Below are 26,910 nucleotides of genomic sequence, written 5' to 3' on the forward strand. Positions count from 1 at the left end.
TCGTGGACATTCGGTTGATCGGGCTGGATCTGGACGGAACGGTCTTTGATTCCCAAAAGCGCATTTCGCCCCGCACGCGCAGTGCCATCGCGGCGGCGTGTGCCCGGGGCGTGGCGGTCCTGCCTGCCACGGGGCGGCCCCGGGCGGGCCTGCCGGACGCGTTTGTGCAGATTCCCGGCGTGCGCTACGCCATTACCTCCAACGGCGGCGCCGTCTACGATCTGGCCGGCGGCCGCTGCATGGCGGTGGACCCGCTGCCCAAAGAGGACGCCCTGTGGGCGCTGGTGCGGGGCAGGGAGCTGGGCGGCCTGATCGACGTTTATGTGGAGGGGCGGGCCTACACGGGCGCCGCTACCTTTGAGGCGCTGGTGGCGGCGGCCCCGCCGGCCATGCGCACGTACTTTTCCAGCACGCGCACCGTGGTGGAGGACCAGGTCCGCTGGCTGGAAGCCGAGACCCGGCCCGTGGAAAAACTGACCATGCTGTTTACAAACGAGGCTCTGCGCGACACGGCCTTCCGGGTGTATCAGGACAGCGGCCGGTTTGAAGTGACCAGCAGCATTCCCAACAATCTGGAGCTGAACGGCAAAGGTGTGGACAAGGGAAAGGCGCTGCTGACCCTGGCCGGTCTGCTGGGGCTGGACCGGTCTCAGGTGATGGCCTGCGGCGATTCCATCAACGATCTGGCCATGCTGCGGGCCGCGGGGCTGGGCGTGGCCATGGGCAACGCCGCCCCCGAAATTGCGGCGGCCGCCGACGTGCGCACCGCCTGCAACGATGAGGACGGTGTGGCCAAAGCCATTGAGCGGTATGTGCTGGGCCAAAAAGGAGAGGATTGAAATGGATGCGCGGGCTTTTTCCCGGGATGGATATCTGACCGATCAAAGCAGGCTGCGGGATGTGCCTTACGGGCGCTTTTCCTCGGCCCGGTCGGGCTGCGGATGGGTGGCGGCGTACAACATTCTGCACGCGGCCGGCTGGAATCCCAGCGCGGACCGGGTTCGCCGGGGGCTGGAAAAAGGGCTTTTGCTGGGCGGCGTGCTGGGCACCAACCTGTTCTTTCTGCTGGCGTGGCTGCGCTGTCAGGGACTGCGGCCCCGGCTGGCGCTGTCGCCTTTGACCGCCGCTTTGCGCATGCGCCGCTGCCCGGCGGGCTTTGTGTATTATTTCACCGGCCGGGGAATGCATTTCGCTGCGTTTGTACCGGCAGGGCAGGGTCGGTTCCGCTTTTTGAACGCGGTGTACGGCCGTCCGGTGGTGTGCACGCTGGACGAGTTCCGCCGCAGATATGCCCGGCTGTCCTGCTGCTTTTTGTTTACCGTTTCATGAAAAGAGCCCGGTCCCTGAGGGGGCCGGGCTTCGGTTTTACATCCATTTTCCCAGAATGCGGCGCATGGGGCGGGGCTCCGGGACATCCGGCACCGCGCCCTGAAACAGCGCGTCTGCACTGTTCAAAAGGCGGCCGACCGTCTCTTCGCCGCATGTTCGGCGCACGAGGTCCAGCGCTTGTCTCAGCCGGGGCGGCCGTCTGGCGGGGGAGTGCGCGTCCGTGGCCAGCGTGTGGATCATTCCGTGGAGGATCATGCGCACCAGCAGGCGCTGCTGTTTCGTGCGCGCCAGCAGACCGGAAGCGTTCATCTGCGTGCAGACGCCCGCCTCAATCCAGTCGCAAAGCAGGTTGGGGTTTTCACGCACAAAGGCGTACCGCTCCACATGGGCGATCAGGGGGATGAACCCTTGCCGCGTCAACTGATGCAGCACATCGCCGGTGCCCTGAGGGAGGTAGGCGGGCGGAAATTCAATCAGCAGAAGCGGCGTGCCGGCCAGACACAAAGGGCGCGGGTCGGTCTCCGCCAGCTGGGAAGAGTAGAAAATCTCTGCCCCCGGCTTCAGCTGTGGGGGATGCTCCTCCGCTTTCAGGGCCTGGGTCAGAAGGGTCATCGCCTCGTCACGCCGGCGCAGAAATTCCTCGATCGTCTGCTCAAAGCGAAAGTGCGGCGTCAGCGCGATCCGGGTCACGCCGTCCGCCCTTTGGGCGCGCAGCAGCGCAAGGCTCATATCCAGGTTTTTCGCGCCGTCATCCACGCCGGGCAGGATGTGTGTGTGCAAGTCTGTCATAAAACCCCTTCGTTGAACGTGTTTTCTAAAAGAAGTTTGCCCCAGACAGGCGCCGTTATCCGCCGCTGCGCGGAAAGAAATGAAAACTCCCGGACGGGCCGCACCCGTCCGGGAGTTTTTTGTCAGCGCAAGAAATAGACCAGTTCGTCCTGCGGGGGCGTGGTGGGCGTCACCTGGGACGCGCGCAGCCAGGGGCCCTCGCCGCCGTAAATCTCGTGGCGTTTTACATCCAGTTCGGCCGTCACGTCCACCCAGCTGCGGTGGCGCAGCTGCGCGGCGTTGTCCGCCTCGCACAGCACGCCGATGAAGGAGATGTCCTCCGCACAGCAGGTCATGCCGAAGCGCCCGGCCACAAAACAGCCTTTGGGGGCGCGCTTGGTCTGGCACACATATGCCTTGAAATGAATGTGCTTGCCCCGGTACTTGTCCGGGTTTTCCATTGCATCCAGATACCAGATGCCGAAATCCTCGTCCCGCAGCTCGATCACCGGCGCTTTCAGGTCAAAGGGCAGCTCGTCCTCGATGTCGTCGGGCCGGATGCTGCCGTCGGTGTATTCGTAGATGATCTGCGCCCGGCGGTTGACCATCCGCACGGCCCGGTGCAGGTAGGTGCGGTCGGTTTTGTCGGTGCAGCGGTTGAAAATGACCACTTCCGGGTCCTGCAGTTTGTCCACGGCCAGCTGGCGCATGTTGTTCATGTAGGAGGGGAAGGTGGTGGAATCCGCCGTCAGCAGGATCTGATAAAATTCCCAGCCTTTGGGCAGCGCGTCGTACAGCGTCTGCAGATTCCACATGCCGTTGTACTCAATGATCACGCGGTCAATGCGCCGCTGCTTGGTCTGGCTTTCCAGAAACTCCCGGGTCAGGTCCTGTTCGTTTTCCACCGGGACGATGGTCACGTTGCCGCCCGCGAATTTCTTGGGTTCCAGTTCGATCTCGCCCTCTTCGCACAGAAGCAGCAGGGTCTTTTCCCCGGTGCAGAAATCCGGGTCTTCCAGCGTTTCCTGCAAAAAGGTGGTTTTGCCCGACTCCAAAAATCCCGTGAACAGATAAATGGGAATCGCCATGGTCATTCCTCCCTGCTGAACAGCGCGGCCAGCGCGCCGGTGTCCAGCCCGGCGCCGATCACGCACAGGCGGCCGGTGTAATCCGCCGCACCGGTGCGCACGTTCTGCTCGCCCGGCACATAGTCAAAGTGCAGCCAGGTGCCGTCCTCGGTAGGCACAATGCCCTTGGCACGCAGCACGCTGCCGTATTTGCCGGTGTCCAGCAGATCCAGCAGTGCGCACAGTTTTTCCTTGCTGTATTTGCGCGGCGACTCGGTGCCCCAGCTGGTGAACACCTCGTCTGCATGGTGGTGGCCCTCGTGGTCATGGCCGCACCCGCATTCGTCGTGATGATGCTCGTGGTCGTGGTCGTGGTGGTGTTCATGTTCATGCTCATGCTCGTGCTCGTGCTGGCAGGCTTCGCAGGTGCAGCCTTCCTCGTGGTGATGCTCGTGATGGTGCTCCTCACGGGCAAGGGCCAGCAGCTCTTCCTGCAGGCTGTTTTTCTGCTCCATGGCCTCCAGCAGCTGGGCGCCGGTGAGCTGCGACCAGGGCGTGGTGACAATGGGCGCTTTCTCGTTGTGAGCGCGCAGCAGTTCCACCGCCGCGTTCAGCCGGTCCTCACTGATGGAGTCGGTGCGGCTGAGGATGATGGCGCTGGCGTGCTCAATCTGGTTGTTGTAAAACTCGCCGAAGTTCTTCATATACAGGCGGCACTTGCTCGCGTCCGCCACAGTGACGAAGCCGGCAAGTTCCACGTCCGCATGCAGGTTCTGCACCGCGCGGATCACGTCGCTGAGCTTGCCCACGCCCGACGGCTCGATGAGAATGCGGTCGGGATGGTATTCTTCCAGCACTTTCTCCAGCGCTTTGCCGAAATCGCCCACCAGGCTGCAGCAGATGCAGCCGGAGTTCATCTCGGTCACCTGAATGCCCGCCTCTTTCATGAAGCCGCCGTCAATGCCGATCTCGCCAAACTCGTTTTCGATCAGCACCAGTTTTTCGCCCTGGTACCCGTCGGCGATCAGCTTTTTGATCAGCGTGGTTTTACCCGCGCCCAAAAATCCGGAAAAAATTGTAATTTTGGTCATACTTACGTTCCTTTCTTTGATAAAAAAACGCCGCAGCCCCGCTGCGGCAAACCTGTTCAGCCCCGGCAGCCAAGGTCATCCCAATCCTGAAAATCCTCCGCACAGGCGATTTTCAGAGGGTCCAGCACCCTTTCGGGGGCCGAGGACGCACCGGCCGCGTCCACGGGATTGGCGTTGGGGCCCTGATCGGGCTGATTGTGGGAAGACAGAAGATCGGCCAGCGGATCGTCCTGCTGCGGTGCGGCAGGGGTCGGTTTGCCGGCGCGAAGTTTGCGCCGAACCGCCAGCGCACCCGCTGCAAAGGCGCACAAAAGCCCCGCGCCCAGGGCAATGGCCGTTTGCCGTCGATTCATATTCCTTCGCCTCGCTTTCTCAAGGGAAAACGGCCCCGGCTCATGCCGAGACCGTTCTTATTATATAACACAGCAGTCAAAAGATGCAAGCGCCGAACCGCGTTTGTCCGTCACAAGAAACCGGACGCCGTCCTTCCGCTGAACGGTCAGAGGGGCAGCGCCCTGCGTTTGCACCGGCGCGGCGGTGTGCGCCGGGTTCTGCAGCACCAGGTCGGCGGCGCAGGCCGTGGAATAGCCGGTCAGCATCAGCAGCACCGTCAGGATCACCGTCTGTGCCGCCCGCCGGGGCCGGGGCGTCCGCAGACACACCAGCGCCGCAGGTACCAGCGTAAAGGCGGCCCACAGCCACGGGAAGGCGCGGCTGTCCTCCGCAAACAGAAAGCGGTCCATGGCGGCGGGCGCCATCGCCGCCAGCAAAACCGCGGGCAGAGCCAGCAGCGGGTAGGGCAGCAGCGCGTGCATGGCCTTCCAGGCGGGGGTGGCTTCCTGCAACCCGCCCAGGGCGGTCACCGGCGCGAACACAACCAGGCAGACCATCAGCGGCAGGGGGGCGGCGCCCATCCAGAGCACCGTATCTCCCAGGCGCAGCCCTCCCAGGGCAAACAGCGCGGGCGGCAGAAGGCAGCCGGCCCACAGGGCGGCCAGGGCCAGGGCCAGAGACACCCGCGCGGCGTTCAGATACAGATGCATGCGGCTGCGAAAGGCGTTTCGCCAGCACTGCACAGAGCGGCCGGCGACGGGCGGCGCAACCAGCTGGATGGGGATCTGCCGCGCTTCGGCCCAGTTTCGCACCCGCTGAAATTGGCACATTCCGCTGCGGGCGGTGAAAAAGACGCGCCCGTCCACCCCCAGCAGCGCCAGGCTGCGCCCCGGGCAGCTGCGCACCGAGGCGATCTGTTGGACGGTCCGCTCCTGCCGGCGGCCCCACAGGTCAAAGCGCAGCAGCGTGCCGTCGGACAAAAAGAACAGGGCGCGGTTGCGCCGGTCCAGCAGGGCCCGGGCGCCCAGTGCCGTCAGCAGCAGGCCGGCCGCCGCCCAATACCCGGCGCTCAGCCCCTGCCGGGCGGACCACACTCCCATCCCCAGCAGGGCCAGGCCCAGGGGCCAGCAGAAAAAGGCGGGCACCAGAGCGCCGTCCCGGCGGCGCACCCCGGCGGAAAACGTGACCTCCTGAGGCGGCCGCACCGGGAGAAACAGCAGGCCCAGCCCGGTCAGCGCCGCCCCGAACAGGGCCAGCCGCAGGGCCCAATCCCCCGGCGAAAGGGCAAAGCCCGCCAGCGCGCCCAGCAGGATCCCCGCGCCGGAGAACCGGCAGGCCCGGTTACCCGGGGCCCGGGCGGCCTGGTCCACGTCCGGCTCATGGGCGTAGCGGGAGAGGGGATCCGTCTCCAGCTTCTGACCGCAGGCCGGGCAGCGGCAGGCGTAGCGCAGCGCGATGGTGCTGTGAGGCATTCGGGGCAGGGCGGCGTGGCAGTGGGGGCAGACCCAGTGCTCTGTCAGAATGTGAATGGTCCGGTTGGCCCGCCAGGGCGCCGTGCCCACCAGCGCAAGGATCATGGCCATGGCGAGGATGCTCTGCCCGCTGAGGACCAGCGCCGCCAGCAGCACGGCCTCGACCGCCGCCAGCACCGTCAGGACCCGGCGGTCCAGCTTCTTCAGCGCGGCCGCGGTGGCCCGGTAGGTGGGGTTGCAGGCGCACCGCTCCTCCCGGGTGCGGGGCTCGACGAGACCGCCCTCCTCCAGGTATTGGGCGAACAGTGCCACCGCCGTGCACAGCGAGGACGAATCGGCCATGCGCAGGTTGCGGTACACATCGCCCAGAAAGAGCACACGGTCCCCCGCGGCGCGCACTTCGCCGCAGGGCGACTGCACCCGCAGACCGTCCTCGCCCCAGGTGAAGGAACAGTGGGGCGCCTGGGTTTTCAGGCGCTCGGCCAGCGCTTTTAAATCGTTCATATTCACTCCTCCCCGCTTATGCCACCATTGTAAAACATGCCGTCCGCAGATGCAAGCAAATCGGTTTGACGAACGCAAAAGGGCGTGCTATGATGAAAAAAACAGGCCGTGCAAACGGCAAATTTTGAATTGCAGGAGGTTGGATCCATGAGACTGGAAGGCAAGATCGCGCTGGTCACCGGCGCGGCCAGTGGCATTGGCCGGCAGACGGCCATCACCTTCGCGCGGGAGGGCGCCCAGGTGTTTTTGTGCGACATCAACGAAGAGGGCCTGCAGCAGGTCAAGGCGGAGATCGAGGCCGCCGGCGGCCGGGCCACCGCGCTGAAGCTGAACGTCACCGACGAGGAGGACTGGAAGAACGCGGCCCGGGTGGTGCGCGAGAGCTGCGGCAAGCTGAACGTGTTCTTCAACAACGCGGGCATTCTCATCGTCAAGCCCATCGAGGAGCTTTCGCTGGATGAGTGGAACCGCGAAATGGCCATCAACAGCACCGGCCCGTTCCTGGGCATCAAATACCTGGCGCCGCTGCTGGTGGCCAGCGGAAACGGCTCCATCATCAACACCTCGTCCGACGCGGCCACTTTCGGCTTTGTGAACCACGCGGCCTACGGCGCCAGCAAGGCGGCCATCGCCATGCTCAGCCAGGTGGCGGCGGAGTACCGCAACAAAAACGTGCGCTCCAACTCCATCCACCCGGCCTGCTGCGCCACCAACATGCTGCTGCGGGACGATGAGGACATCCGCAAAAATCCGGGATATTTCACCCCCATGGGCCGCATTTTGGAACCGCAGGACATCGCAAATCTGGTGCTGTTCCTGGCCAGCGACGAGTCCGCCAACATCACGGGCGCCAAGTTCGCCATCGACGGCGGCGAAACCGGTTTTTCCATCGGCATGCCCCTGGAGACAAAATAAAACAAAAAGGAGACGGACCCGCGGGTCCGTCTCCTTTTTTCAGCCGCGGCTGGCCGTGGCGATCAGATATTTGTAAATTTGCGGGCGGTACTTTTCGTACAGGCCCAGCTGCTCATACAGTGCCTTATAGTAGGGGAACAGGGTGGTTTTTGTTTTGACCACGCTGATGAGGTCGATCTGGGAATTGGTGATGCTGGTCCGGTTTTTCACATAGTAGTACACCGGCGCGTCCAGCGCCGCGAAGCGCTGTGCGTAGCGAATGTACTCCAGATTGAACAGAAAATCCTCGCTCCAGTTCAGTTCCTCGTGGCAGCGGATGTGGTTTTCCTGCAAAACGGAAGCGCGGTACAGTTTGTTCCACAGAACGCCGTAGTAAAAACTGGCCGGCTCTTCCATCAGCTGCCGGGCAAAGTCCAGATGGTCCATGACTCCCGTGTCCTGCAGAAAGCCGTGTACCGTGATCTTTTCCGCCTTCACCCGGTAGTAGCGGGCCACTACCAGATCGCAGTCGTCCGCCAGCGCCCGAGCCACCAGCTTTTCGGTGGCGTCCGGCGGAAGGTAATCGTCGCTGTCCAGAAACTGCACAAAATCACCTTTCGCCGCGTCCAGCGCGTCGTTGCGCGCGGCGGACACACCCTCGTTTTTCTTGTCCAGCACATGAATGCGCCCGTCCACCCGTTCATACATGCGGCAAATGGGGCCGGATGTGTCGCTGGAACCGTCGTTCACCAGCAAAAGCTCCCAGTTTTCATAGCTTTGTTTTCGCACGCTTTCAATGCAGCGGGCCAGGTCCGGCGCCGCATTGTACACCGGGACAATGATGGAGACAAGGGGATTGGTCACACAAAAACCTCCTTTGGTCTGTTTTCAAAAATCCATTTCATTATAAAATGATTGGAAAATACTATTTGTAATTTTCTGTCTGCTGCCAGAACTTCTCGCACAAAGCCTGCAGCTGCGACGCGGAAAGGTCCGGGTCCCGGTCCAGTGCGGTGCGCAGCGTGCGGATCAGGCGGTCAGCCGCCTCCTCGCCGCCCCGGCGGGCTGCTTCGCGCTGGGTCTCCAGCACATCGGGCAGCGCGCCGTCGCCGGGGGGAATGGCCGCCTCCAGTTCTTTGCGCAGCAGCTTTGTGTAAAAGGGGGCCTTGCCGCCGCTGCACACGCCCACCACCACATCGCCCCGCCGCACCAGCGCGGGAAAGTAAAAGGTGCAGGCACGGGCATCGTCGGCCGTGTTCACGGGGATGCCACGGGTGCGGGCCTCGTCGCTCACCCGAAGGTTCAGGGCCCGGTCGCCGGCTGCGGCAATCACCAGTGCCCAGGGCGTTCCCCACAGCCACGGTTCGCCGCCGGTCAGCGCGGCGGTGCGGCAGACAGCGTTCAGCGTCTCCCAGCCGGGGCAGAAAGCGGCCGCGGCCGCGGTGATGCGGCACCCGAAAGCGGACAGGCTGCGGGCTTTGCGCAGGGCCACGGCCCCGCCGCCCACAATGAGCACATCCCGGTCCGCAAGGGATACAAACAGCGGAAAGTACGGCATACAGACCCTCCTTGGTCGGTCGTCACAGAGAGGTTTCGTTCAGCGCCTGCGCACTGTTCCACAGCCGGCTGTACACGCCGCCTTTGGCCAGCAGCTGGGCGTGGGTGCCCTCTTCCTCGATGCCCGTTCCGCCCAGCACCAGAATGCGGTCCGCGCTTTGAATGGTGGTCAGCCGGTGGGCAATGGTCAGCGTGGTGCGGCCTTTGGCCAGCCGGGCCAGGCTCTGGGTCACGGCGAATTCGCTCTCGTTGTCCAGGGCGCTGGTGGCCTCGTCCAGAATCAGCACCGGCGGATTCTTCAAAAACACCCGCGCAATGGAAATGCGCTGCTTCTGCCCGCCGGACAGCTTCACGCCGCGCTCGCCCACGTATGTATCGTATCCGTCGTGCAAAGCGGTGATGAACTCGTGGGCGCCCGCCAGCCGGGCCGCCTGGATCACTTCGTCCCGGGTGGCGTCGGGCCGCCCGTAGGCGATGTTCTCATACACCGACCCGCTGAACAGATAGACGTCCTGCTGCACGATGCCCACGGCACGGCGCAGCGACTGCAGCGTCACGGACCGGATGTCCTGGCCGTCCAGCAGAATGCGGCCGTCGGTGGGGTCATAAAAACGGGGGATCAGGTTGCACAGCGTGGTCTTTCCGCCGCCGGAAGGGCCCACCAGCGCAATTTTTTCGCCGGCGCGCACATGCAGGTCAATGTGGTGCAGCACCTTGTGGTGGTCGTCGGGATATTCGAAGCTCACATCTTCAAACCGGATATCGCCCTTCACGTTCTGCAGGGGAACCGCCCCCGGCTCGTCCAGAATGTCCACGTCCGCGTCCATGATCTCGCAGAAGCGCTCCACCCCGGTCAGGCCCCGGTAGAACTGCTCGGTAAATTCGATGATGCGGCGCACGGTGGTCAGCAGCGTGGTCACGTACATCATGTAGGCCACCAGGTCGCCGGGCTGGATGCGGCCCGCCCGCATGAAAAAGCTGCCCGCCACCAGCACCACCAGATAGATCAGGCCGTCAAACAGGCGGGTAGTGGTGTTGAATGCGCTCATCCAGTGGTAGGTCTCCCGCTTGATGTTCAGAAAACGGGAGTTGTCCTGCTCGAATTTTTGTTTTTCCACCTCTTCGCCGGAAAAGGCCTTTACCACCCGTTCGCCCAGCAGCGTGTCCTCGATGCGGGCGTTCAATTCGCCGATCTGGCGGCGCTGCTTTTGAAACACGTCCTTCATCCGGTGGTTGAAAAAGGCGCAGCACACCGCCATCACCGGGATCAGCGCAAAAACGATACACGTCAAAAGCAGATTGGCCCGGGACAGGATCACAAAGGAGATAGACACCTTCAAAGCGGCGATGAAAAACTCCTCGGGGCAGTGGTGGGCGAACTCGGTCACATCAAACAGGTCGTTGGTGATGCGCCCCATGATCTGGCCCACCTTGGTGTTGGCAAAATACGCGTCGGACAGCTTCTGCAAATGGCTGAAGGCGTCCCGCCGCATATCCGTTTCAATGCGCGCGCCCATCACGTGGCCGGTGTTGGCCATGAAGTAGTTGGCCGCCGCATCCACCAGGCGCAGCACGCCGTATAAAGCGCCCATCCGCACAATGAAGCCCACCGTCAGCCCGGCGGGGTTTTCGGCGCCCATGTTGGTCACGGTGCGCACCATCAGCGGCAGCACCAGCTCGCAGATGCAGGTCAGGGCCGCACAGAACAAATCAAACAGCAAAATGCCCTTATACCGCAGAAGATAGGGCATAAAACGGCGCAGGGGCGCTGGTTTTGTAGACATGATCGCTCCTCCTCAAGACAGGACAAATCTGCCGCGGGCGGTGTGTGCCCACGGCAGATGCATCAGTTCTTTCCGAATTCGTCCAGCAGGCGCTGGCGTTCGTCCCAAAGCTTCTGGGACAGGTCCACATAGTACCCGTGGGGATTTTCAAACCGCGTGACCTCGTCCCACAGCGTCTCCACCTGGGCGGCGCAATAGGCGCGGATGTCAGGCAGGGCGGGGTTCTTGTACACGCGCTTGCCGTCCTTGTAGATCAGGGTGTTCAGCTTTTTGGCATGTACGTTCTGGAAGGTGCGTTTTTTCCAGGTTTGCACCGGGTCAAACAGGGTGATGCCGCCGGACACGTCCACCTCTTCGTCGTACATGGTAATGTAGTCGGCCATGGCTTTGCCGGTCTCGCTGTCGTAAATGCGGTACAGATTTTTCAGGTGCGGAGTGGTGATCTTCTCCACCGATTCGCTGATCTTGATCTTCGGGGTGTACACGTCGCCGTCCTTCACGGCGGCCAGCTTGTACACGCCGCCGAACACCGGCGTGGATTTGGAGGTGATCAGGTTCTCGCCAATGCCGAAGGAATCGATCTGCGCGCCCTGCACCAAAAGGTCCCGCACAATGTACTCGTCCAGCGAGTTGGAAGCGCAGATGCCGCAGTCCGGGTAGCCGGCTTCGTCCAGCATGCGGCGCGCCCGCTTGGACAGATAGGCGATGTCGCCGGAGTCGATGCGCACGCCCTTGGGCCGCTTGCCCATGGGTGCCAGCACTTCGTTGAACACCCGAATGGCGTTGGGAATGCCGCTGCGGGTCACGTTGTAAGTATCCACCAGCAGGGTGCAGTTGTCGGGGTACAGCTCCGCATAGCGCTTGAAGGCCTCGAACTCCGAGGGGAACATCTGCACCCAGCTGTGGGCCATGGTGCCCAGTGCGGGAATGCCGTACTGGCGGTCCGCCATGACGCAGGCCGTGCCCACCACGCCGCCGATGTACGCGGCCCGGGCGCCCAGTACCGCCGCGTCGTATCCCTGGGCCCGGCGGGAGCCGAACTCCATGATGGGGCGGCCTTTGGCGGCCCGCACGATGCGGTTGGTCTTGGTGCAGATCAGGCTCTGGTGATTGAAGGTGACCAGCAGCAGCGTTTCGATCAGCTGTGCTTCAATGGCCGGGCCCTCCACAATGACGATGGGTTCGCCCGGGAAGATGGGCGTGCCCTCTTCCACCGCCCAGATGGTGCAGTGGAACTGGAAATTCCGCAGGTAGTCCAAGAAGCGCTGGGAAAAACAGCCCTTGCTCTGCAGATAGGCGATGTCCTCGTCGGAGAAGTGCAGATTGTCGATGATCTGGCAGAACTGCTCCAGTCCGGCCGCGATGGCAAAGCCGCCATCGTCGGGAATTTTGCGGAAGAACATGTCAAACACGCCGACCTTGTCGGCGTAGCCCTCCTCAAAATAGCCCGCGGCCATGGTCAGCTCGTAAAAATCCATCAAAAGGGTAAGGTTGCGCTCCTGGTTGATATTGGTCATAAATGATCCCGGCTTTCTTTCAGTTTGGGTGTATTGTTCCGCCCGCGGGCGGTTGGTCACGGTTTGCGCGGTCCGCGCTGGTCCCGGCGGCGGGCACGGCGCTCGGCCTCTTTCTTGTTCACATACCAGAACAGCAGTCCGTATCCGGTGAAGAACAGCACTGTCAGCACCGCAACCACTTTCACGTACGTGCTGGTCAGCGCGCTTTTCACAAGGGCCAGCCCGTACAGAAACAGGCTGCGGCTCACGTCCTGCCCGGCCACCAGATCCACGGTGCCGATCACCTGCCCCGACAGGCTCAGCGTCAGGGTGCCCACTTTGTCGCCCTGGGACAGGGGCGCGTCCACTCCGTCGGCAGGCACGTCGAAGGAATATTCCATCAGATCGCCGCTGTCGTTGGGCAGAATGGTCTTCATGTCGCTGGCGGGGTACAGCTTCAGCGAGGACACGTCCGCGGAGTAATTCACCTTCACTTCGGTGATGGGAACGTCCGTCTCCAGCGCGGGGCGCACGGAGAAATTGTCAAACACCCAGTCGTACAGCGCGGCGGTGTCGTGAAAACTGTAGGCGTACCCGTCTTCGGCCGCGTCCCAGGGGCAGCCAAGAACCACGGCGATGAAGCTCTCTCCGTTGTCGTTCACCGCGGCGGAGACAAAGTTGCGCCCGGCCGCGTAAGTGGAGCCGGTCTTGATGCCTTTGATATAACTGCGGTAAACCCCCGACGAGGGCTGGATCATCCGGTTGGTGGTGGTGATGAAGTAAGCCGCGTCCGGATTCTGCTCCGGATAGGCGGCCGTGGAGTGCTTGGCGTTGTCCGTGAAGGGCATCCAGTACAGCGAGGTGCCGCACACCGTGCGGAAAATTTCATGCTTCCAGCACTCCTGGGCAATCAAAAACAAATCGTGGGCCGTGGAGTAGTTGCCGCCGTCCATGTCCACCAGACCGTTGGTGCTGGTGAACTGGGTGTTGGTGCAGCCCAGCTCCTTGGCGCGGGCATTCATCATGGCGTAAAAGTTGTTCAGGTTTCCGCCGCTGAGATAATAGCCCACGGCCTCGGCGGCCTCGTTGGCACTGGGCAGCATCATGGCGTACAGCATGTCCAGCGCCCGGACCGTTTCGCCGGGCTGAATGTCCGCGGTGGAAGAGCCCTCTTCGATGATGGCGCCCGTGTACAAAGAGCGCTCGGCCGTGATCATCGTGTTCTCCAGATCCCCCACCTGTTCCATCAGAAGAAGGGCGGTCATCATTTTGGTCAGGCTGGCAATGCTGCGGGGCGTGTCGGCGTCTTTCTCATACACCACAATGCCCGTGTCCAGATTGACAAGGTAGACCTCGGCTGCCGTCAGGCTCACGGTCTCGGGCAGCTCAAAGCCCGCGGCCATGGCGGGCGACGCGCAGACCACGACCAGCAGCACCAGGGCGGCAAAGCAGGCGGCGCATTTTTTCATATGGCATTTCCTCGCAAAAAATGTTAGAATGAACGCAGAATCAAGTGTAAAGTTCCTGCGGCCTGCCAAAAAGGGCATATAATTAAAAGTATTATAGCAGGATTCACAGGAAATGAAAAGTTTTTTGGCGTTGTGCAGGCGCACCGCCGGAAAGGATGGCACTATGGAAATCAAACGAAACGGCACCAACGGCCGCCGCGCGCTGAGCGTGGCGTATGGCGATCTGCTGTACACCAGCGGCATCACCACCACCGATCTTGCGGGGGACATCACCGCACAGACCCAGGACGTTCTCAAACAGCTGGACGACATTCTGTGCCGCGGCGGCACAGAGCGCAGCCGCGTGATCAGCGCCACCATCACTCTGGCGGACATGGCGGATTACGGTGCGTTCAACGCCGTGTGGGACCAGTGGGTCGCAGACGGGTTCGAACCTGTGCGCAGCGTGACCGAGGGGCATTTGGCCGTGCCGGAATACAAGGTGAAAATCTCGCTGATCGCCGCGCTGCGGTAACGGAAAAGGAGGCGGCTCTATGAAGCAGTACGTCATGGCGCTGGACCAGGGTACCACCTCCAGCCGGGCGGTGATTTTTGACGACGCGCAGAACATTGTGGGCATCGCGCAGAAGGAATATGCACAGATCTATCCCCGCGAGGGCTGGGTGGAACACGATCCCATGGAAATTTATGCCAGCCAGTACGGCGTGATGACCGAGGTGCTGGCCCGCAGCGGCCTGTCCGCCAAGGACATCGCCGCCATCGGCATCACCAACCAGCGCGAGACCACCATCGTGTGGGAAAAGAGCACCGGCCGCCCGGTGTACAACGCCATCGTGTGGCAGTGCCGCCGCACCGCAGGCCTGTGCGAGGAGCTGGAGCGCCAGGGAAAAAGCGAGGCCATCAAGCAGAAGACCGGCCTGCTCATCGACGCCTATTTCAGCGCCACCAAAATCAAATGGATTCTGGACAATGTGCCCGGCGCCCGGGAAAAGGCCCGGCAGGGCGAACTGCTGTTCGGCACCGTGGACACCTGGCTGATCTGGAAACTGACGGACGGCCATGTGCACGTCACCGACGTGACCAACGCGTCCCGCACCATGCTGTTCAACATCCACACCCTGCAGTGGGACCCGGAGATCTGCTCCTGGCTGGACATCCCCATGGAGATGCTGCCCGAAGTGCGGGACTCCAGCTGTGTGTACGGCTATGTGGAGATGGGAGGCGCCAAAGTGCCGCTGGCGGGCGCCGCCGGCGACCAGCAGGCCGCGCTGTTCGGCCAGGCCTGCTTTGAGCGGGGCGAAGCCAAGAATACGTACGGCACCGGCTGCTTCCTTCTGATGAACACCGGGGACCAGCCTGTGGAGAGCAAAAACGGCCTGCTGACCACCGTGGCCATCGGCCTGGATGGCAAGGTGCGCTATGCGCTGGAAGGAAGCGTGTTTGTGGGCGGCGCGGTCATTCAGTGGCTGCGGGACGAGATGCGCCTGATCAACGAGAGCGCCGACAGCGAGTATTTTGCGGGAAAGGTGAAGGACTGCGCGGGCGTGTATGTGGTGCCCGCCTTCACGGGCCTGGGCGCGCCTTATTGGGACATGTACGCCCGGGGCGCCATTGTGGGCCTGACCCGCGGCGTGAACCGGAACCACATCATCCGGGCGGCGCTGGAGAGCATCGCCTATCAGACCCGGGACGTGCTGGAGGCCATGCAGGCCGACTGCGGCGCCCGGTTTGCCGCGCTGAAAGTGGACGGCGGCGCTTCGGCCAACAATCTGCTGATGCAGTTCCAGGCGGACATCACCGGCATGGCGGTGGAGCGCCCCAAAGTGCGGGAGACCACCGCCTTGGGCGCCGCGTACCTGGCGGGGCTGGCCGTGGGCGTGTGGAAGGATCTGGACGAGATCCGCGGCCGATGGACGCTGGACCGCGCGTTCCAGCCTCAGATGGAGCCCGAGACCGCCGCCCGCAAGGTGGCCGGCTGGGAAAAAGCGGTGGGCCGCGCCCGGAACTGGACCGCACCGGAATAAACGGTACATTCAAAGCAAAAAGCGCCCTGACCCGATGCGGTCAGGGCGCTTTTTTCGGTTCCTCCGGCGCGCGGCAAAGCTCGTTGATGCTGGTGTTCAATGCCTGTGCCAGCAGCGCCAGTTCGATGTCTGTGACAAAACGTTCGCCGGTCTCAATGCGGCGGATCATGTGGTGGTCCACGTCGTATCCCATCACCTGAAGGCGCGCCGCCAGCCCCCGCTGTGAAAGGCGAGGCGTTTTGGAAAGTCGGATGCGGCGCACATTGGCACCGCAGAGATTGTTGGTTCCGTCATCCGCTTTGATCTTGAACACATCGGCCTCCCGTTCAAATTGGTAAATACTGTTCAACATTCATTATTTTATGTTAGAATGGAGACAATATTGGTAAACACTGTTCAACATGAACAAGTATTTTAACAAAAGGAAAAGGAGAAGCAAAGTGAACAACGCGACCGATTTGAAAGCCAGGCGTATTTACGAATTGCTGTTGGGAATGTACGATCTCAGGAACTATTTTCCGCCGGAAGCAAAGGAAGTAGAGAGCTTGTTCCAACCGGGCAGCGAGTGTTCGGCGCTGCTGGAGCAAGCCTATGCCGCCCGGCGCCGTCTGGGCAGGCGCCTTGGCACCGGCGAAGAGGACGCGGATCTGCTGCAGCTGGTGGAATGTTATGAGGAGCTGGGGGAAAAAGTTGCCTTCAAAATGTACGAATACGGGTGCGGAAAGACTCAGTGACGAATAAAGAGGCCGCGGTCATCGGACCGCGGCCTCTTTGCGTTTTCGGGGCGAAAAAGGGCCCGCCCGGGCTGTTTTTTGAAAAATCTTCCGTTCTCTGGCGCAAAAAACGCGTTGTCTGCATGTACTGATAATAAACGGAAGGAGGGCCGGACATGGAAATCTTGCGTGCGGAAAACGTAAGTGAAAAATATCAGGCGGAAAACGGCGAGATCAATGCCTTTGAATCCGTCAGCTTCGGGGTGGAAAAAGGGGAGTTCCTCAGCATCGTCGGGCCGTCCGGCTGCGGCAAAAGTACGCTTTTGTCGGTCATTGCCGGGCTGGTAAAGCCCACGGGCGGCCGGGTGCTGGTAGAGGGCGAGGTGGTGACGGGCACATCGCCCCATGTGGGATACATGCTGCAGCGCGACAATCTTCTGGAATGGCGCACCATTCTGGACAACGTTCTGTTCGGGCTGGAGATCCAGCAGGCCAAAACGCCCGAAAATGTGCAGCGGGCCGTGCGGCTTTTGGAGACCTACGGCCTGGCGGAATTTGTGGAAAAATATCCGCGGCAGCTGTCGGGCGGCATGCGCCAGCGCGTCGCGCTGATCCGCACGCTGGCGGCAGGACCGGACATTCTGCTGCTGGACGAGGCGTTTTCAGCCCTGGACTATCAGACGCGGCTGACCGTCACCGACGATGTGTACGCCATTTTGAAAAAGGAAGGCGTCACCACACTGATGGTCACCCACGATATTCCCGAGAGCATCAGCATGGGCGACCGGGTCATGATCCTGTCTGCACGGCCCGCCCGGGTGCAGGACATTCTGCCCATCGACTTCGGGCCGCAGCGCACGCCCCTGGGCTGCCGCTCGCATCCGAATTTCGCCAAATACTTTGACTACATATGGAAAGAGCTGAGCCAAAATGAGACAACATGAAACCGGGGTCTCCCGCGAGCGCGCGGAGTACCTCAGCCGCCGCCGTCGCCGCAAACGGCGGGTACTCGGCTGCCAAATCGGCATACTGGCGGCGTTTTTCCTTCTGTGGGAAGGGCTGGCCCGGGTGGGCATCATCGACAGTTTCATTCTCAGTCAGCCCACACGAATTCTGGAGACCCTTTTGAACATGTCCCAAAACCATCTGCTGGTGCACATCGGCGTCACTCTGTACGAGACGCTGACGGGTTTTTTGCTGGGCGTGATACTGGGGCTCGTCATCGCGGTGGTGCTGTGGTGGTCGGGTTTTGCCTCCAGTGTGGCGGAACCGTACTTGGTGGTGCTCAACAGCCTGCCCAAAATCGCCCTGGGGCCGGTCATCATTCTGATCGCCGGGGCGGGCACCCGGGCGGTCATCTTCATGGCACTGGCCATTTCGCTGGTGGTCACGGTGCTGGAAATGCTGGCCGGCTTCCGCTCCACCGACCCGGAACTGATCAAAATGGCCCGCACGTTCGGGGCTTCCAAACGGCAGATCTTTGCAAAAATCGTGCTGCCTGCCAACCTGAGCACCCTGTTCAATTCGCTGAAGATCAACATCGGCCTGTCGCTGGTGGGGGTGATCGCCGGCGAGTTCCTGGTCAGCAAAGCGGGCCTGGGCTACCTGATCGTCTACGGCGGGCAGGTGTTCCAGCTGGATCTGGTCATGTCCAGCGTTCTGATTTTGGCAGTGCTGGCCGCGCTGATGTACGAAAGCGTGGTGCTGGCCCAGCGCCTGGCGGAACGCCGCTGGGGCCGCGGCGCTTAACGGTCAGTCAAAATATTCGTCCGCGGGGTCAAAGGCGGGGATGGGAATGTTGATGACCTTCAGCTGCCCCACCGCGCGGTGGCGGCAGCCCGGGCGGATGTACACGGCGTCAAAGGGTTTGACCGGGACCTGTTCGCCGTCCAGCTCCATGTGGCCGGTCCCCTCCAGAATCAGATAGATCTCGGTGTGGTGCACATGGTAGTGAACGCGGGAATCCTGCTTGATCTCCACGCAGTGAAGCGAGGCGGCGCTTCCCGGCAGGTCGGCAAAGGCGCGGCGGGCGGACCCGCAGGGACACGGGGTGGGAGAAATGTCCAGAAGAGAAGTTTTTTCATAGCGCTTTTCCATGGTCGTTGCACTCCTTCCAAAAGTTCCTATCTTCAGTATAGCGAAAAAACAGGCGTTGAAAAGGGGCAAAAGGCCCCATTCAAGCGACAGAGGCGGCGCGTGCCGTTCTGCATACATAGAAAGGATAGGTGTATAGTCTATGAGAAACAAGATGATTGCCCTGGCCCTGACGGCGGTTCTGTGCCTGGGCGCCCTGACGGGCTGCGGGCGCAGCGAGGCTTCGCTGGAGAAAGTCACGGTGTGTGAGGTGACGCATTCCATCTTTTACGCACCCCAGTACGCGGCCATGGCGCTGGGCTTCTTTGAGGAGGAAGGCCTGGACGTGGAGCTGTCCAACGGAGGCGGCGCCGACAAGGTGATGAGCGCGGTGCTCTCCGGCAGCATCGACATCGGTTTTGCAGGGCCGGAGGCCAGCATCTACGTATACAACGAGGGCAAAGAGGACTTCACCCAGGTGTTCGCCCAGATGACAAAGCGGGACGGCAGTTTTCTGGTGGCCCGCCAGTCGGACGACGCCTTCACCTGGGACAAATTGAAGGGCGCGCACATTCTGCCCGGCCGCAAGGGCGGCGTTCCCTATATGGCCTTTGAGTACGCCATCCGCAAAAACGGCATGGACCCCGCCACGGACATGAACCTGGACACCAGCGTGCAGTTTGACAACATGACCGGCGCGTTCCTGGGCGGCACCGGGGACTACGTGACCATGTTCGAGCCAACGGCCAGCGCCGTGCAGGCTGAGGGCAAGGGCTACATCGTGGCGGCTGTAGGCGACGAGGCCGGCGAGATCCCGTACACCGCCTATTTTGCCAAAAAGAGCTATCTGGCGGAGAACGCGGACCTTGTGCAGCGGTTTACCAACGCCGTGTACAAGGGCCAGCAGTGGGTGCAGGAGCACACCGCCCGGGAAGTGGCCGAAGCGGTGCAGGACAGCTTTGCCGACACGGATCTGGAGCTGCTGGAAAGCGCGGTGCAGCGCTACAAGGACATCGGCGCATACAGCACGGACCCGGTGATGACGAGGGAGAGTTTTGATCTGCTGCAGACCGTGATGACCGAGGCGGGCGAATTGACCCAGACCGCCCCCTGGGAAGAAGTGGTGAACAACACCTTCGCCGAAAAGGCCATGGAGCAATAAGACGCAGAAAAAGGCCGGGTTCGCAGAACCCGGCCTTTTGGGATGCTTATTCAAAAGGATAGCGGATGCCCCATGCGGCGCGCAGGGCGTCCATCTGCTCCAGAATTCGCAGCGTGGCGGACCGGGGCATGTCGGGGCACTCCCGGGCGCCGCTTTCCAGCGCCGCGGCCACAGCCCGCACTTCGTACTCATAGCCGGTGGCGTCGAAGGGCAGTTCCACGCGGCGCAGGCCACTGGGACTCTCCACGGTCAGCGCCTGGGTGTGCCAGAAATCGGCCTCCAGGGTCACGCGGCCCTGTTCGCCCCACACCGTGGCGGTGTTGTCCAGCACGGCGCGGCCGCTGACAAAGAAGCTGGCCAGCCGGCCGCCCTCGTATTCCAGCTGCACGGCTTCCTGCACGTCCAGCCCGTTTTCGTTCTTCGCGCACAGGCCTTTGGGTGCGCCCAGCGGCTGGCCCAGGGCGATGTCCGCAATGGTCAGCGGGTAGATGGTCAGGTCCAGCAGCACGCCGCCCGCCAATTCCGGCAAGGCGATGCGGGGTTTGTGGGCCACCGCGCAGCCCATGTTGGCGGTGAGACCCACCACCCGGCCGATCTCGCCGGAATCCAAAATCTCCCGCAGCGCACGGGCCGCAGGCTGGAAGCGGGTCCAGGTGGCCTCAGTCAGCAGAAGGTTTTTTTCATCCGCCAGGGCGAACAGCTCCCGTGCCTGGGCGGCGTTCACGGTCAGGGGCTTTTCACACAGCACATGCTTGCCCGCGTTCAGGGCCATGCGCACATGCTGCGCGTGCAGGTTGTGGGTGCTGCCGATGTATACCACGTCCACGAGGGGGTCGGCCATCAGTTCCTCGTAGCTGCCGTAGCTTTTGGCAAAACCGCACTCAGCGGCCAGGTCTGCGGCGCGCTGTTTGTCCCGGGCGGCAATGGCGTAGGGCTCCACCACACCGGGCACGGCTGCCACAGTCCGGGCCATGTGGTGGGCGATGTTGCCCGCGGTCAGAATGGCAAAACGAAGCATAAAAACGTCCTCCAAGGCTTTTTGTTTCATTATACACCCGTGCGGGCCGGGGGAAAAGTCCTTTTTCTCTTCTCATTTGGTTCCGAACGTGGTATAACGGTATCCGGGGAGTGTGAAAGACCTATGACGAGTGCTTTACAGGCGGACAAACCGCTGTTTTCCAATGCGCAGCTGCGCAGCCTGCTGGTGCCGCTGGTGATCGAACAAATTCTGGTGGTGGCCGTGGGCATGGCCGATACCATGATGGTTTCGGCGGTGGGCGAGGCGGCGGTTTCAGGCGTGTCGCTGGTGGACATGCTGAACCTGCTGATTTCCAACCTGTTTGCGGCGCTGGCCACCGGCGGCGCCGTGGTCACCAGCCAGTTTCTGGGCGCGCGGCGCAGGGACGAGGCCCAGCGCTCGGCCGGGCAGCTGGTGCTGCTGACCATTCTGATCTCGCTGGCAGTGGCGCTGCTGGCGGTGAGCCTGCGGGCGCCCATTCTGCGCCTTGCCTTCGGCGCCATTGAGGACGACGTGATGGACGCGGCCATGCTGTACTGGCTCATCACCGCGCTGTCCTATCCGTTCCTGGCGGTGTACAACGCCTCGGCCGCGCTGTTCCGCTGCCAGAACAACACCCGCATCTCCATGCTCATCAGCGCGGGCATGAACGTGTTCAACATTGCGGGCAACGCCCTGTGCGTGTACGTGCTGCACCTGGGCGTGGCGGGCGTGGCTCTGCCCACGCTGCTGGCCCGTGTGCTGGGCTGCATCGCGCTGACGGGACTTTTGTGCCGGGCGGAAAATCCGCTGCCGCTGCGCCTGTCCCAGGCCCGCCGCCCCGACGGGGCTCTGGTGCGCAAGATTTTGCGCATCGGCATTCCCAGTGCCGTGGAAAACAGTCTGTTTCAGCTGGGCCGCATCATGGTGGTGGCCATCATCGCCGGCTTCGGCACCGTGCAGATCGCGGCCAACGCGGTGGCCAACAATCTGGACGGCCTGGGCTGCATCCCGGGCGACGCCATCAACCTGGCCATGATCACCGTGGTGGGCCGCTGCATTGGCGCGGGAGACACCCGCCAGGCGTCCCGTTACGCCAAAAAACTGCTGGGGCTTGTGTATCTCATGGGCGGCGTGCTGAATGCATCCATTCTGCTGGGGCTGCCCTTCCTGCTGGGGCTGTATACCCTTTCGCCCGAGACGGCGGCCCTGGCCACAACGCTGGTGTGGATCCACGACGGTTTTGCCATGCTGCTGTGGCCCGCGTCCTTTACGCTGCCCAACGCGCTGCGCGCCGCCGGAGACGTGCGGTTCACCATGTCGGTGTCCATCTTTTCCATCTGGGCGTTCCGGTTCGGGTCCGGCTATCTGCTGGGTGCGCAGATGGGCATGGGCGCGGTAGGCATCTGGATCGCCATGCTGCTGGACTGGGCCTTCCGGTCCGTCTGCTTTGTCATCCGGTTTGCCCGGGGCAAGTGGAAAGAGAAAAAAGTGATCTAGAATTGACCGTCACGTCCGCGTCCCTTATAATAAAGAACAAAGCGGCCGCTTTCGGGCCGCACAGAGGGGGAAGAAACCATGGGAACAGTGATTCCGCAGGGCTATGCGCCGGTTCTGGGACTGTACGACACCCAGAAGGCCATCGGCCTCATCAAACAGATTTTTCAAACCAAATTGTGCGCCGCGCTGCATCTCAAGCGCGTCACCGCGCCGCTGTTTGTGGACCCGGCCACGGGTTTGAACGATGATTTGAACGGCGTGGAGCGGCCGGTGACCTTTGACGTGCCCGCCATCGGGCGCGAGGCCGTGGTGGTGCACAGCCTGGCCAAATGGAAGCGCCTGGCGCTTCACGAGTACGATTTTCACGTGGGCAACGGCCTGGTGACGGACATGAACGCCATCCGCCGGGACGAGGAGATGGACAATCTGCATTCCATCTATGTGGACCAGTGGGACTGGGAGAAGGTCATCAGCCGGGAGATGCGCAACGAGGCCTTCCTGCGCCGCACGGTGCAGGACATCGTCAACGCCATCTGCGGCACGCTGGACGAGCTGAAATGGCAGTTCGGCGCACTGGACACCACCCTGTGCCGGGACGTGACCTTCTTCACCAGTCAGGAATTGGAGGACAAGTATCCGGACCTGACCCCGAAAGAGCGGGAGAACGCCGTGTGCAAAGAGTATAAAACGGTGTTTGTGGAGCAGATCGGCGGCGCGCTGAAAAGCGGCAAACCCCACGACGGCCGCGCCCCGGACTACGACGACTGGCAGCTGAACGGCGACCTTTTGTTCTGGCACGAACCCTTGGGCTGCGCGCTGGAGATCTCCAGCATGGGCATCCGTGTGGACGCCGAGAGCATGGCCCGCCAGCTGCGGCTGGCTGGATGCGAGGAGCGGGCAAAGCTGCCCTTCCACGCGGCGCTTCTGCGGGATGAACTGCCCCTGACCATCGGCGGCGGCATCGGCCAGAGCCGTTTGTGCATGCTGCTGCTGGGCAAGGCCCATGTGGGCGAGGTGCAGGTGTCCCTGTGGGACAAAGCCACCCGCGAAGCCTGTGAGGCCGCGGGCGTGGTGCTGCTGTGATGACCGTGCGGCGCGCCGTGGCAGAGGATCTGCCCCGGCTGGAGGCACTGTACGCCGACGCCCGTCGCTTTATGGCGGAGAACGGCAACCCCACTCAGTGGCGGGCGGGTTATCCTTCCCGCGCCATGCTGGAAGAGGACGCCGCCCGGGGCGAGAGCTATGTGTGCGAGGACGGACAGACCCTGTGCGCGGCCTTTTTGTTCCGCCCGCCCGTCAGCGGGGAAGAGACGGAACCGGATTACGCGCACATTGACGGCGCGTGGAAGGCGGACGGCCCCTATGGGGTGCTGCACCGGGTGGCCGTGGCGGTGCCGGGCCGGGGTGCGGCCGGTTTCTGTATGGACTGGTGCTTTGCCCGGTGTCCCAATCTGCGCATGGACACCCACCGGGACAACGCTCCCATGCAGCGGGCGCTGGCCAAGAACGGGTTTGTGTACTGCGGTGTCATCCGCCTGCGCTCCGACGGGAGCCAGCGGCTGGCCTATCAAAGAACCGAATGAGCGGCGGGCGCGTTTTCGCGCCCGCTTTTGTGCAAGGAGCATTTTTATGGATTTTTCCGCGGCGCTGTGCGCCATCAACGCAAAATACATTCACTCCTCGCTGGCGCCCTGGTGCCTGGCGGCAGGGGTGGAGACCCATGCCCCCGAACTGGCGGACCGGGTCCGGGTGGTGGAGGGCACCATCAACGAGCCGCCCGCCGCCGTGTTGGAACGCCTGTGTGAGGGCGCGCCGTCGGTGGTGACGTTTTCCTGCTATTTGTGGAACATCACCGAGACGCTGGCGCTGGCCGCACAGGTGAAACAGCGCCTGCCCCAAACCGTGGTGGCGCTGGGCGGACCCGAGGTCAGCTACAACGCGGGGGATGTGCTGCGCCGCAGCAGCCAGGTGGATTACGTGCTGTCCGGGGAAGGCGAGGAGAGCGTGCCCGCCTTTCTGCGGTGCCTGGCCGCCGGGCAGGACCCCATGGCCGGGAACATTCCCGGTCTGTGCGGCCGGGTGGGGGACGAAGTGGTGGAACGTGCGCCCTGCGTGCTGCCGGGCGACGTGCCCAGCCCCTATACGCCCCGCTACCTGTCGGCGCTGAACGGCCGCATCGCCTATCTGGAGACCAGCCGCGGCTGCCCTTATTCCTGCGCCTTCTGTCTGTCGGGCCGGTGCGGCAAACCCCGCTGGTTCCCGCTGGACCGGGCATTCCGGGACATTCTGACCCTGGCCAATTCCGGGGCGAAGACCGTCAAGTTCATTGACCGCACCTTCAACGCCAACCCCCGCCACGCCAACGCCATTCTGGCATTTATCCTGGAGCACTACGGCCGGGACATCCCCGCCGGGGTGTGCTTCCACTTTGAGATCGCCGGGGATATTCTGCAGGAGGAGACCTTCCGCCTGCTGGAGCGCATGCCCGTGGGCGCGGTGCAGCTGGAGATCGGCATGCAGTCCTTCTGCGAGCGAACGCTGGAGGCCGTGCGCCGCAAAACCGATACCCGGGTGCTGAAGCAGAACATCCGGCGGCTGGTGGCCATGGAGAACATGCACATCCACATTGATCTGATCGCCGGCCTGCCCTTCGAGGATCTGGCCGCCTTTGCCGACAGCTTCAACGAGGGCTACGCTCTGGGCGCGTCCATGCTGCAGCTGGGCTTTTTGAAACTGCTGCACGGGGCCGCCATGCGGGAAGAAACGGAACAGTATCCCTGCGAATTTTCTCCGCTTCCTCCGTATGAGGTGCGTTCCACGCCCTGGCTGAGCGAAGAGGACCTGGCGCTTTTGCACCAAACCGAGGACGCGCTGGAGCGGGTGTACAACTCCCGCCGGTTCCGGCACACGGCGCAGTACGTTCTGGACGCCACAGGCCTGACGCCCTTTGCCTTCTACACGGCGCTGGGCAGGGCTGCGGGCGTCACGGTGCGCCTGGATCTGGACGGATACACCGCCCGTCTGTACGAATTCTGCAAAACACTGCCCGGCGTGGACAGCCAGTGCCTGCGGGACACCCTGGTCTGCGACCGGCTGGCCACCAACGCCACGGGCCGTCTGCCCGCCTGCCTGCAGGTGAAGGACCCGCTGCTGGCAAAGGCGGTGCGCGCGCTGGCCCAAAACCCCGCCACCGCCCCCAAACCCGGCGTGCGCCGGGGTGTGGCCGTGCTGTACGCGGCGCGCCAGATCGCCTTTGTGGATTACACACAGAAAAACCCCGTCACGGCCCGTTATGTTTTACATCGGATTCCGATTGACAATCTGTCGGACCAATGCTAAAATACTATGGAACAAAATGAAGACGGAGGAGCCGCGGAATGACGCTGTGCAGTGTGTTTTTGTTGAATCAGTCCAAAGGCCCTGGCCGTTTTATCGTCTTTTAAACTTTTCCCTTTTTGTGGAAAAGTTTTTTTTTGCCCAAAAGGAGGAACCACATGCTCATTCGCAACGCAATGCTGGCGGACGCGCTGGGCGTCCGCGAGGGGGACGTGCTCATTGAAAACGGAACCATCACCGCGGTGGGAAAAGACCTGCAGGCCGACGGCCCCGTGCTGGACGCGGGCGGCCTTGTGCTGCTGCCCGCCTTTGTGGACACCCACTGCCACTTCCGCACCCCGGGCTTCGAGTACAAGGAAGACCTGACCAGCGGGTCCCGGGCGGCGGCCCGGGGCGGCTACACCTTTGTCAACTGCATGGCCAACACAAAGCCCGTGTGCTCGTCGGCGGCCATTGCCCAAAGCCTGATGGATGACGCCAGGCACATCGGCCTGTGCGACATCAACCAGTGCATCTCCATCACAAAGGACTTTGACGGCAAAACCGTCAGCCATCTCACGGTTCTGCCCCCGAATCTGCGCTTTATTTCCGAGGACGGCCGGGGCGTGCGGGACTCCAAGGTCATGTATGAGGCCATGACCATCGCCGCCGAAAAGGGCCTGACCGTCATGAGCCACGCCGAGGACATGGACCTGTCGCCCATCGACTACCGGCTGGCCGAAAATCTGGAGACGGTGCGCAACATCTATATTGCCGAGGCCACGGGCGCAAAGCTGCACATGTGCCACGTCAGCACCAAAGAGGCCATGGAGGAAGTCATCCGGGCAAAGCGCCGGGGCGTTAAGGTCACCAGCGAGGTCACGCCCCATCACATCTGGTTTTACGACAACGGCTTCCGGGTCAACCCGCCCATCCGCAAAAAAGAGGACGTGGAATATCTGATCGAGGCCATGGCCGCCGGGGAAGTGGAGGCCATCGGAACGGACCACGCGCCCCATTCGCCCGAGGATAAGGCCAAGGGCGCGCCGGGCATGGTGGGGCTGGAGACCGCCTTCAGCGTGTGCTATACAAAGCTGTGCCGCCAGTGCGGCCTGCCGCTGGAGACGCTGTCCCGCATGATGAGCAAGGGACCGTCCGAAATTCTGGGCCTGAACAAGGGCCTTCTGGCCGAGGGATACGACGGTGACGTGGTCCTGGTGGACCTGGAGCATGCCTATGTGGTCAACAAGGACGAGTTCGCCGGCAAAAGCCACAACACACCCTACGACGGCCTGACGCTGTACGGCAAGGTGAAAGCCACCGTCAAAGCCGGCGTTATCACCTACAACGAACTGTAAACGG

General features: G+C 62.6%; 27 protein-coding genes. 14 read left to right on the forward strand and 13 right to left on the reverse strand.

All coding sequences use genetic code 11. The annotated features are described in order from the left end of the window. The first annotated feature begins 2 nt into the window (after positions 1-2). Both ACKTS9_RS12470 and ACKTS9_RS12475 read left to right on the forward strand, forming a co-directional pair. Positions 3-839: a Cof-type HAD-IIB family hydrolase gene (locus ACKTS9_RS12470; protein WP_407881150.1), complete on the forward strand. Its 837-nt coding sequence runs from the start codon at positions 3-5 to the stop codon at positions 837-839. Position 840: 1 nt separating this feature from the next. Then, positions 841-1,329 (forward strand): hypothetical protein, encoded by a 489-nt coding sequence (locus ACKTS9_RS12475; protein ID WP_349215322.1) that lies wholly within the window; start codon positions 841-843, stop codon positions 1,327-1,329. A gap of 36 nt (positions 1,330-1,365) precedes the next feature. On the opposite strand, the gene ACKTS9_RS12480 is transcribed toward ACKTS9_RS12475, so the two are convergent. The 5 genes from ACKTS9_RS12480 to ACKTS9_RS12500 all read right to left on the reverse strand — a co-directional run bounded on the left by ACKTS9_RS12480 (position 1,366) and on the right by ACKTS9_RS12500 (position 6,564). Then, on the reverse strand, positions 1,366-2,118 hold the full coding sequence (locus ACKTS9_RS12480) for a tyrosine-protein phosphatase (protein WP_407881152.1): 753 nt from the start codon (positions 2,116-2,118) through the stop codon (positions 1,366-1,368). 122 nt (positions 2,119-2,240) lie between these two features. Continuing rightward, positions 2,241-3,185, reverse strand: a complete 945-nt coding sequence (locus ACKTS9_RS12485) for a GTP-binding protein (RefSeq protein WP_349215324.1) — start codon at positions 3,183-3,185, stop codon at positions 2,241-2,243. A 2-nt stretch (positions 3,186-3,187) separates the two neighbouring features. Next, complete coding sequence (locus ACKTS9_RS12490) at positions 3,188-4,255, reverse strand: CobW family GTP-binding protein (RefSeq protein ID WP_349215325.1); 1,068 nt, start codon at positions 4,253-4,255, stop codon at positions 3,188-3,190. Between the two features lie 56 nt (positions 4,256-4,311). Beyond that, a complete protein-coding gene (locus ACKTS9_RS12495; protein WP_349215326.1) occupies positions 4,312-4,608 on the reverse strand; it encodes a hypothetical protein in 297 nt (98 codons plus the stop codon). A gap of 60 nt (positions 4,609-4,668) precedes the next feature. Further along, positions 4,669-6,564, reverse strand: a complete 1,896-nt coding sequence (locus ACKTS9_RS12500; protein ID WP_407881156.1) for a hypothetical protein — start codon at positions 6,562-6,564, stop codon at positions 4,669-4,671. 147 nt (positions 6,565-6,711) lie between these two features. On the opposite strand from ACKTS9_RS12500, the gene ACKTS9_RS12505 reads away from it, so the two are divergent. Continuing rightward, on the forward strand, positions 6,712-7,479 hold the full coding sequence (locus ACKTS9_RS12505; protein WP_407881158.1) for an SDR family NAD(P)-dependent oxidoreductase: 768 nt from the start codon (positions 6,712-6,714) through the stop codon (positions 7,477-7,479). A 39-nt stretch (positions 7,480-7,518) separates the two neighbouring features. Here ACKTS9_RS12505 and ACKTS9_RS12510 read toward each other — a convergent pair whose 3' ends face one another. The 5 genes from ACKTS9_RS12510 to ACKTS9_RS12530 all read right to left on the reverse strand — a co-directional run bounded on the left by ACKTS9_RS12510 (position 7,519) and on the right by ACKTS9_RS12530 (position 13,764). After that, positions 7,519-8,322 (reverse strand): glycosyltransferase family 2 protein, encoded by an 804-nt coding sequence (locus ACKTS9_RS12510; protein WP_349215329.1) that lies wholly within the window; start codon positions 8,320-8,322, stop codon positions 7,519-7,521. A 61-nt stretch (positions 8,323-8,383) separates the two neighbouring features. Next, positions 8,384-9,016, reverse strand: coding sequence for a bifunctional precorrin-2 dehydrogenase/sirohydrochlorin ferrochelatase (locus ACKTS9_RS12515; RefSeq protein WP_349214042.1), 633 nt, complete (start codon positions 9,014-9,016; stop codon positions 8,384-8,386). Between the two features lie 22 nt (positions 9,017-9,038). After that, positions 9,039-10,799, reverse strand: a complete 1,761-nt coding sequence (locus ACKTS9_RS12520; protein ID WP_349214040.1) for an ABC transporter ATP-binding protein — start codon at positions 10,797-10,799, stop codon at positions 9,039-9,041. 62 nt (positions 10,800-10,861) lie between these two features. Then, the gene (locus tag ACKTS9_RS12525; RefSeq protein ID WP_349214038.1) at positions 10,862-12,316 is read right to left on the reverse strand and encodes a nicotinate phosphoribosyltransferase; all 1,455 of its coding nucleotides are present in this window, start codon (positions 12,314-12,316) and stop codon (positions 10,862-10,864) included. 56 nt (positions 12,317-12,372) lie between these two features. Beyond that, positions 12,373-13,764 (reverse strand): D-alanyl-D-alanine carboxypeptidase family protein, encoded by a 1,392-nt coding sequence (locus tag ACKTS9_RS12530; RefSeq protein ID WP_349214036.1) that lies wholly within the window; start codon positions 13,762-13,764, stop codon positions 12,373-12,375. 163 nt (positions 13,765-13,927) lie between these two features. Between ACKTS9_RS12530 and ACKTS9_RS12535 the strand changes: the two genes are divergently transcribed. Then, positions 13,928-14,278 (forward strand): RidA family protein, encoded by a 351-nt coding sequence (locus ACKTS9_RS12535; RefSeq protein ID WP_349214035.1) that lies wholly within the window; start codon positions 13,928-13,930, stop codon positions 14,276-14,278. Between the two features lie 19 nt (positions 14,279-14,297). After that, positions 14,298-15,788 (forward strand): glycerol kinase GlpK, encoded by a 1,491-nt coding sequence (gene glpK, locus ACKTS9_RS12540; protein ID WP_349214033.1) that lies wholly within the window; start codon positions 14,298-14,300, stop codon positions 15,786-15,788. A 40-nt stretch (positions 15,789-15,828) separates the two neighbouring features. Here glpK and ACKTS9_RS12545 read toward each other — a convergent pair whose 3' ends face one another. After that, complete coding sequence (locus tag ACKTS9_RS12545) at positions 15,829-16,101, reverse strand: helix-turn-helix domain-containing protein (RefSeq protein WP_407881164.1); 273 nt, start codon at positions 16,099-16,101, stop codon at positions 15,829-15,831. Positions 16,102-16,228: 127 nt separating this feature from the next. Here ACKTS9_RS12545 and ACKTS9_RS12550 point away from each other — a divergent pair, with 127 nt between their 5' ends. The 3 genes from ACKTS9_RS12550 to ACKTS9_RS12560 all read left to right on the forward strand — a co-directional run bounded on the left by ACKTS9_RS12550 (position 16,229) and on the right by ACKTS9_RS12560 (position 18,250). Then, positions 16,229-16,522 carry a hypothetical protein gene (locus ACKTS9_RS12550; RefSeq protein ID WP_407881167.1) on the forward strand — a complete coding sequence of 98 codons (294 nt, stop codon included), beginning with the start codon at positions 16,229-16,231 and terminating at the stop codon, positions 16,520-16,522. Positions 16,523-16,677: 155 nt separating this feature from the next. Further along, positions 16,678-17,445: an ABC transporter ATP-binding protein gene (locus ACKTS9_RS12555; RefSeq protein ID WP_349215132.1), complete on the forward strand. Its 768-nt coding sequence runs from the start codon at positions 16,678-16,680 to the stop codon at positions 17,443-17,445. After that, positions 17,432-18,250: an ABC transporter permease gene (locus ACKTS9_RS12560; protein ID WP_349215133.1), complete on the forward strand. Its 819-nt coding sequence runs from the start codon at positions 17,432-17,434 to the stop codon at positions 18,248-18,250. Before ACKTS9_RS12555 ends, ACKTS9_RS12560 begins: the two co-directional genes overlap by 14 nt. Before the next feature lie 3 nt (positions 18,251-18,253). Here the strand turns inward: ACKTS9_RS12560 and ACKTS9_RS12565 are convergent, their stop codons facing one another. Next, the gene (locus ACKTS9_RS12565; RefSeq protein WP_349215134.1) at positions 18,254-18,598 is read right to left on the reverse strand and encodes a cupin domain-containing protein; all 345 of its coding nucleotides are present in this window, start codon (positions 18,596-18,598) and stop codon (positions 18,254-18,256) included. A gap of 139 nt (positions 18,599-18,737) precedes the next feature. Between ACKTS9_RS12565 and ACKTS9_RS12570 the strand changes: the two genes are divergently transcribed. Further along, positions 18,738-19,736 carry an ABC transporter substrate-binding protein gene (locus ACKTS9_RS12570; protein WP_349215135.1) on the forward strand — a complete coding sequence of 333 codons (999 nt, stop codon included), beginning with the start codon at positions 18,738-18,740 and terminating at the stop codon, positions 19,734-19,736. A gap of 46 nt (positions 19,737-19,782) precedes the next feature. Here the strand turns inward: ACKTS9_RS12570 and ACKTS9_RS12575 are convergent, their stop codons facing one another. Beyond that, positions 19,783-20,754, reverse strand: coding sequence for a Gfo/Idh/MocA family protein (locus tag ACKTS9_RS12575; protein ID WP_407881173.1), 972 nt, complete (start codon positions 20,752-20,754; stop codon positions 19,783-19,785). Between the two features lie 123 nt (positions 20,755-20,877). On the opposite strand from ACKTS9_RS12575, the gene ACKTS9_RS12580 reads away from it, so the two are divergent. The 5 genes from ACKTS9_RS12580 to ACKTS9_RS12600 all read left to right on the forward strand — a co-directional run bounded on the left by ACKTS9_RS12580 (position 20,878) and on the right by ACKTS9_RS12600 (position 26,906). After that, on the forward strand, positions 20,878-22,233 hold the full coding sequence (locus ACKTS9_RS12580; protein WP_407881175.1) for an MATE family efflux transporter: 1,356 nt from the start codon (positions 20,878-20,880) through the stop codon (positions 22,231-22,233). 78 nt (positions 22,234-22,311) lie between these two features. Next, positions 22,312-23,316, forward strand: a complete 1,005-nt coding sequence (gene asnA / locus ACKTS9_RS12585) for an aspartate--ammonia ligase (protein WP_349215138.1) — start codon at positions 22,312-22,314, stop codon at positions 23,314-23,316. After that, on the forward strand, positions 23,316-23,816 hold the full coding sequence (locus tag ACKTS9_RS12590; protein ID WP_349215139.1) for a GNAT family N-acetyltransferase: 501 nt from the start codon (positions 23,316-23,318) through the stop codon (positions 23,814-23,816). The genes asnA and ACKTS9_RS12590 overlap by 1 nt, the downstream gene beginning before the upstream one ends. Positions 23,817-23,862: 46 nt before the next feature. Next, positions 23,863-25,572 (forward strand): B12-binding domain-containing radical SAM protein, encoded by a 1,710-nt coding sequence (locus tag ACKTS9_RS12595; RefSeq protein ID WP_407881178.1) that lies wholly within the window; start codon positions 23,863-23,865, stop codon positions 25,570-25,572. A gap of 155 nt (positions 25,573-25,727) precedes the next feature. Further along, positions 25,728-26,906, forward strand: a complete 1,179-nt coding sequence (locus ACKTS9_RS12600; protein ID WP_407881180.1) for a dihydroorotase — start codon at positions 25,728-25,730, stop codon at positions 26,904-26,906. Positions 26,907-26,910: the final 4 nt, after the last annotated feature.

It is taken from the genome of Owariibacterium komagatae (genome assembly GCF_045865535.1).
Classification (GTDB): Bacteria; Bacillota; Clostridia; order Oscillospirales; family Ruminococcaceae; genus Ruthenibacterium; species Ruthenibacterium komagatae.

Coding starts and splice junctions, on each gene's coding strand:
- ACKTS9_RS12575 (WP_407881173.1), bottom strand. CDS start 20,754: ATGCTTCGTTTTGCCATTCTGACCGCGGGCAACATCGCCCACCACATG.
- ACKTS9_RS12475 (WP_349215322.1), top strand. CDS start 841: ATGGATGCGCGGGCTTTTTCCCGGGATGGATATCTGACCGATCAAAGC.
- ACKTS9_RS12485 (WP_349215324.1), bottom strand. CDS start 3,185: ATGGCGATTCCCATTTATCTGTTCACGGGATTTTTGGAGTCGGGCAAA.
- ACKTS9_RS12520 (WP_349214040.1), bottom strand. CDS start 10,799: ATGTCTACAAAACCAGCGCCCCTGCGCCGTTTTATGCCCTATCTTCTG.
- ACKTS9_RS12570 (WP_349215135.1), top strand. CDS start 18,738: ATGAGAAACAAGATGATTGCCCTGGCCCTGACGGCGGTTCTGTGCCTG.
- ACKTS9_RS12560 (WP_349215133.1), top strand. CDS start 17,432: ATGAGACAACATGAAACCGGGGTCTCCCGCGAGCGCGCGGAGTACCTC.
- ACKTS9_RS12580 (WP_407881175.1), top strand. CDS start 20,878: ATGACGAGTGCTTTACAGGCGGACAAACCGCTGTTTTCCAATGCGCAG.
- glpK (WP_349214033.1), top strand. CDS start 14,298: ATGAAGCAGTACGTCATGGCGCTGGACCAGGGTACCACCTCCAGCCGG.
- ACKTS9_RS12590 (WP_349215139.1), top strand. CDS start 23,316: ATGACCGTGCGGCGCGCCGTGGCAGAGGATCTGCCCCGGCTGGAGGCA.
- ACKTS9_RS12530 (WP_349214036.1), bottom strand. CDS start 13,764: ATGAAAAAATGCGCCGCCTGCTTTGCCGCCCTGGTGCTGCTGGTCGTG.
- ACKTS9_RS12495 (WP_349215326.1), bottom strand. CDS start 4,608: ATGAATCGACGGCAAACGGCCATTGCCCTGGGCGCGGGGCTTTTGTGC.
- ACKTS9_RS12600 (WP_407881180.1), top strand. CDS start 25,728: ATGCTCATTCGCAACGCAATGCTGGCGGACGCGCTGGGCGTCCGCGAG.
- ACKTS9_RS12480 (WP_407881152.1), bottom strand. CDS start 2,118: ATGACAGACTTGCACACACACATCCTGCCCGGCGTGGATGACGGCGCG.
- ACKTS9_RS12500 (WP_407881156.1), bottom strand. CDS start 6,564: ATGAACGATTTAAAAGCGCTGGCCGAGCGCCTGAAAACCCAGGCGCCC.
- ACKTS9_RS12525 (WP_349214038.1), bottom strand. CDS start 12,316: ATGACCAATATCAACCAGGAGCGCAACCTTACCCTTTTGATGGATTTT.
- ACKTS9_RS12490 (WP_349215325.1), bottom strand. CDS start 4,255: ATGACCAAAATTACAATTTTTTCCGGATTTTTGGGCGCGGGTAAAACC.
- ACKTS9_RS12595 (WP_407881178.1), top strand. CDS start 23,863: ATGGATTTTTCCGCGGCGCTGTGCGCCATCAACGCAAAATACATTCAC.
- ACKTS9_RS12535 (WP_349214035.1), top strand. CDS start 13,928: ATGGAAATCAAACGAAACGGCACCAACGGCCGCCGCGCGCTGAGCGTG.
- ACKTS9_RS12505 (WP_407881158.1), top strand. CDS start 6,712: ATGAGACTGGAAGGCAAGATCGCGCTGGTCACCGGCGCGGCCAGTGGC.
- ACKTS9_RS12555 (WP_349215132.1), top strand. CDS start 16,678: ATGGAAATCTTGCGTGCGGAAAACGTAAGTGAAAAATATCAGGCGGAA.
- ACKTS9_RS12565 (WP_349215134.1), bottom strand. CDS start 18,598: ATGGAAAAGCGCTATGAAAAAACTTCTCTTCTGGACATTTCTCCCACC.
- asnA (WP_349215138.1), top strand. CDS start 22,312: ATGGGAACAGTGATTCCGCAGGGCTATGCGCCGGTTCTGGGACTGTAC.
- ACKTS9_RS12515 (WP_349214042.1), bottom strand. CDS start 9,016: ATGCCGTACTTTCCGCTGTTTGTATCCCTTGCGGACCGGGATGTGCTC.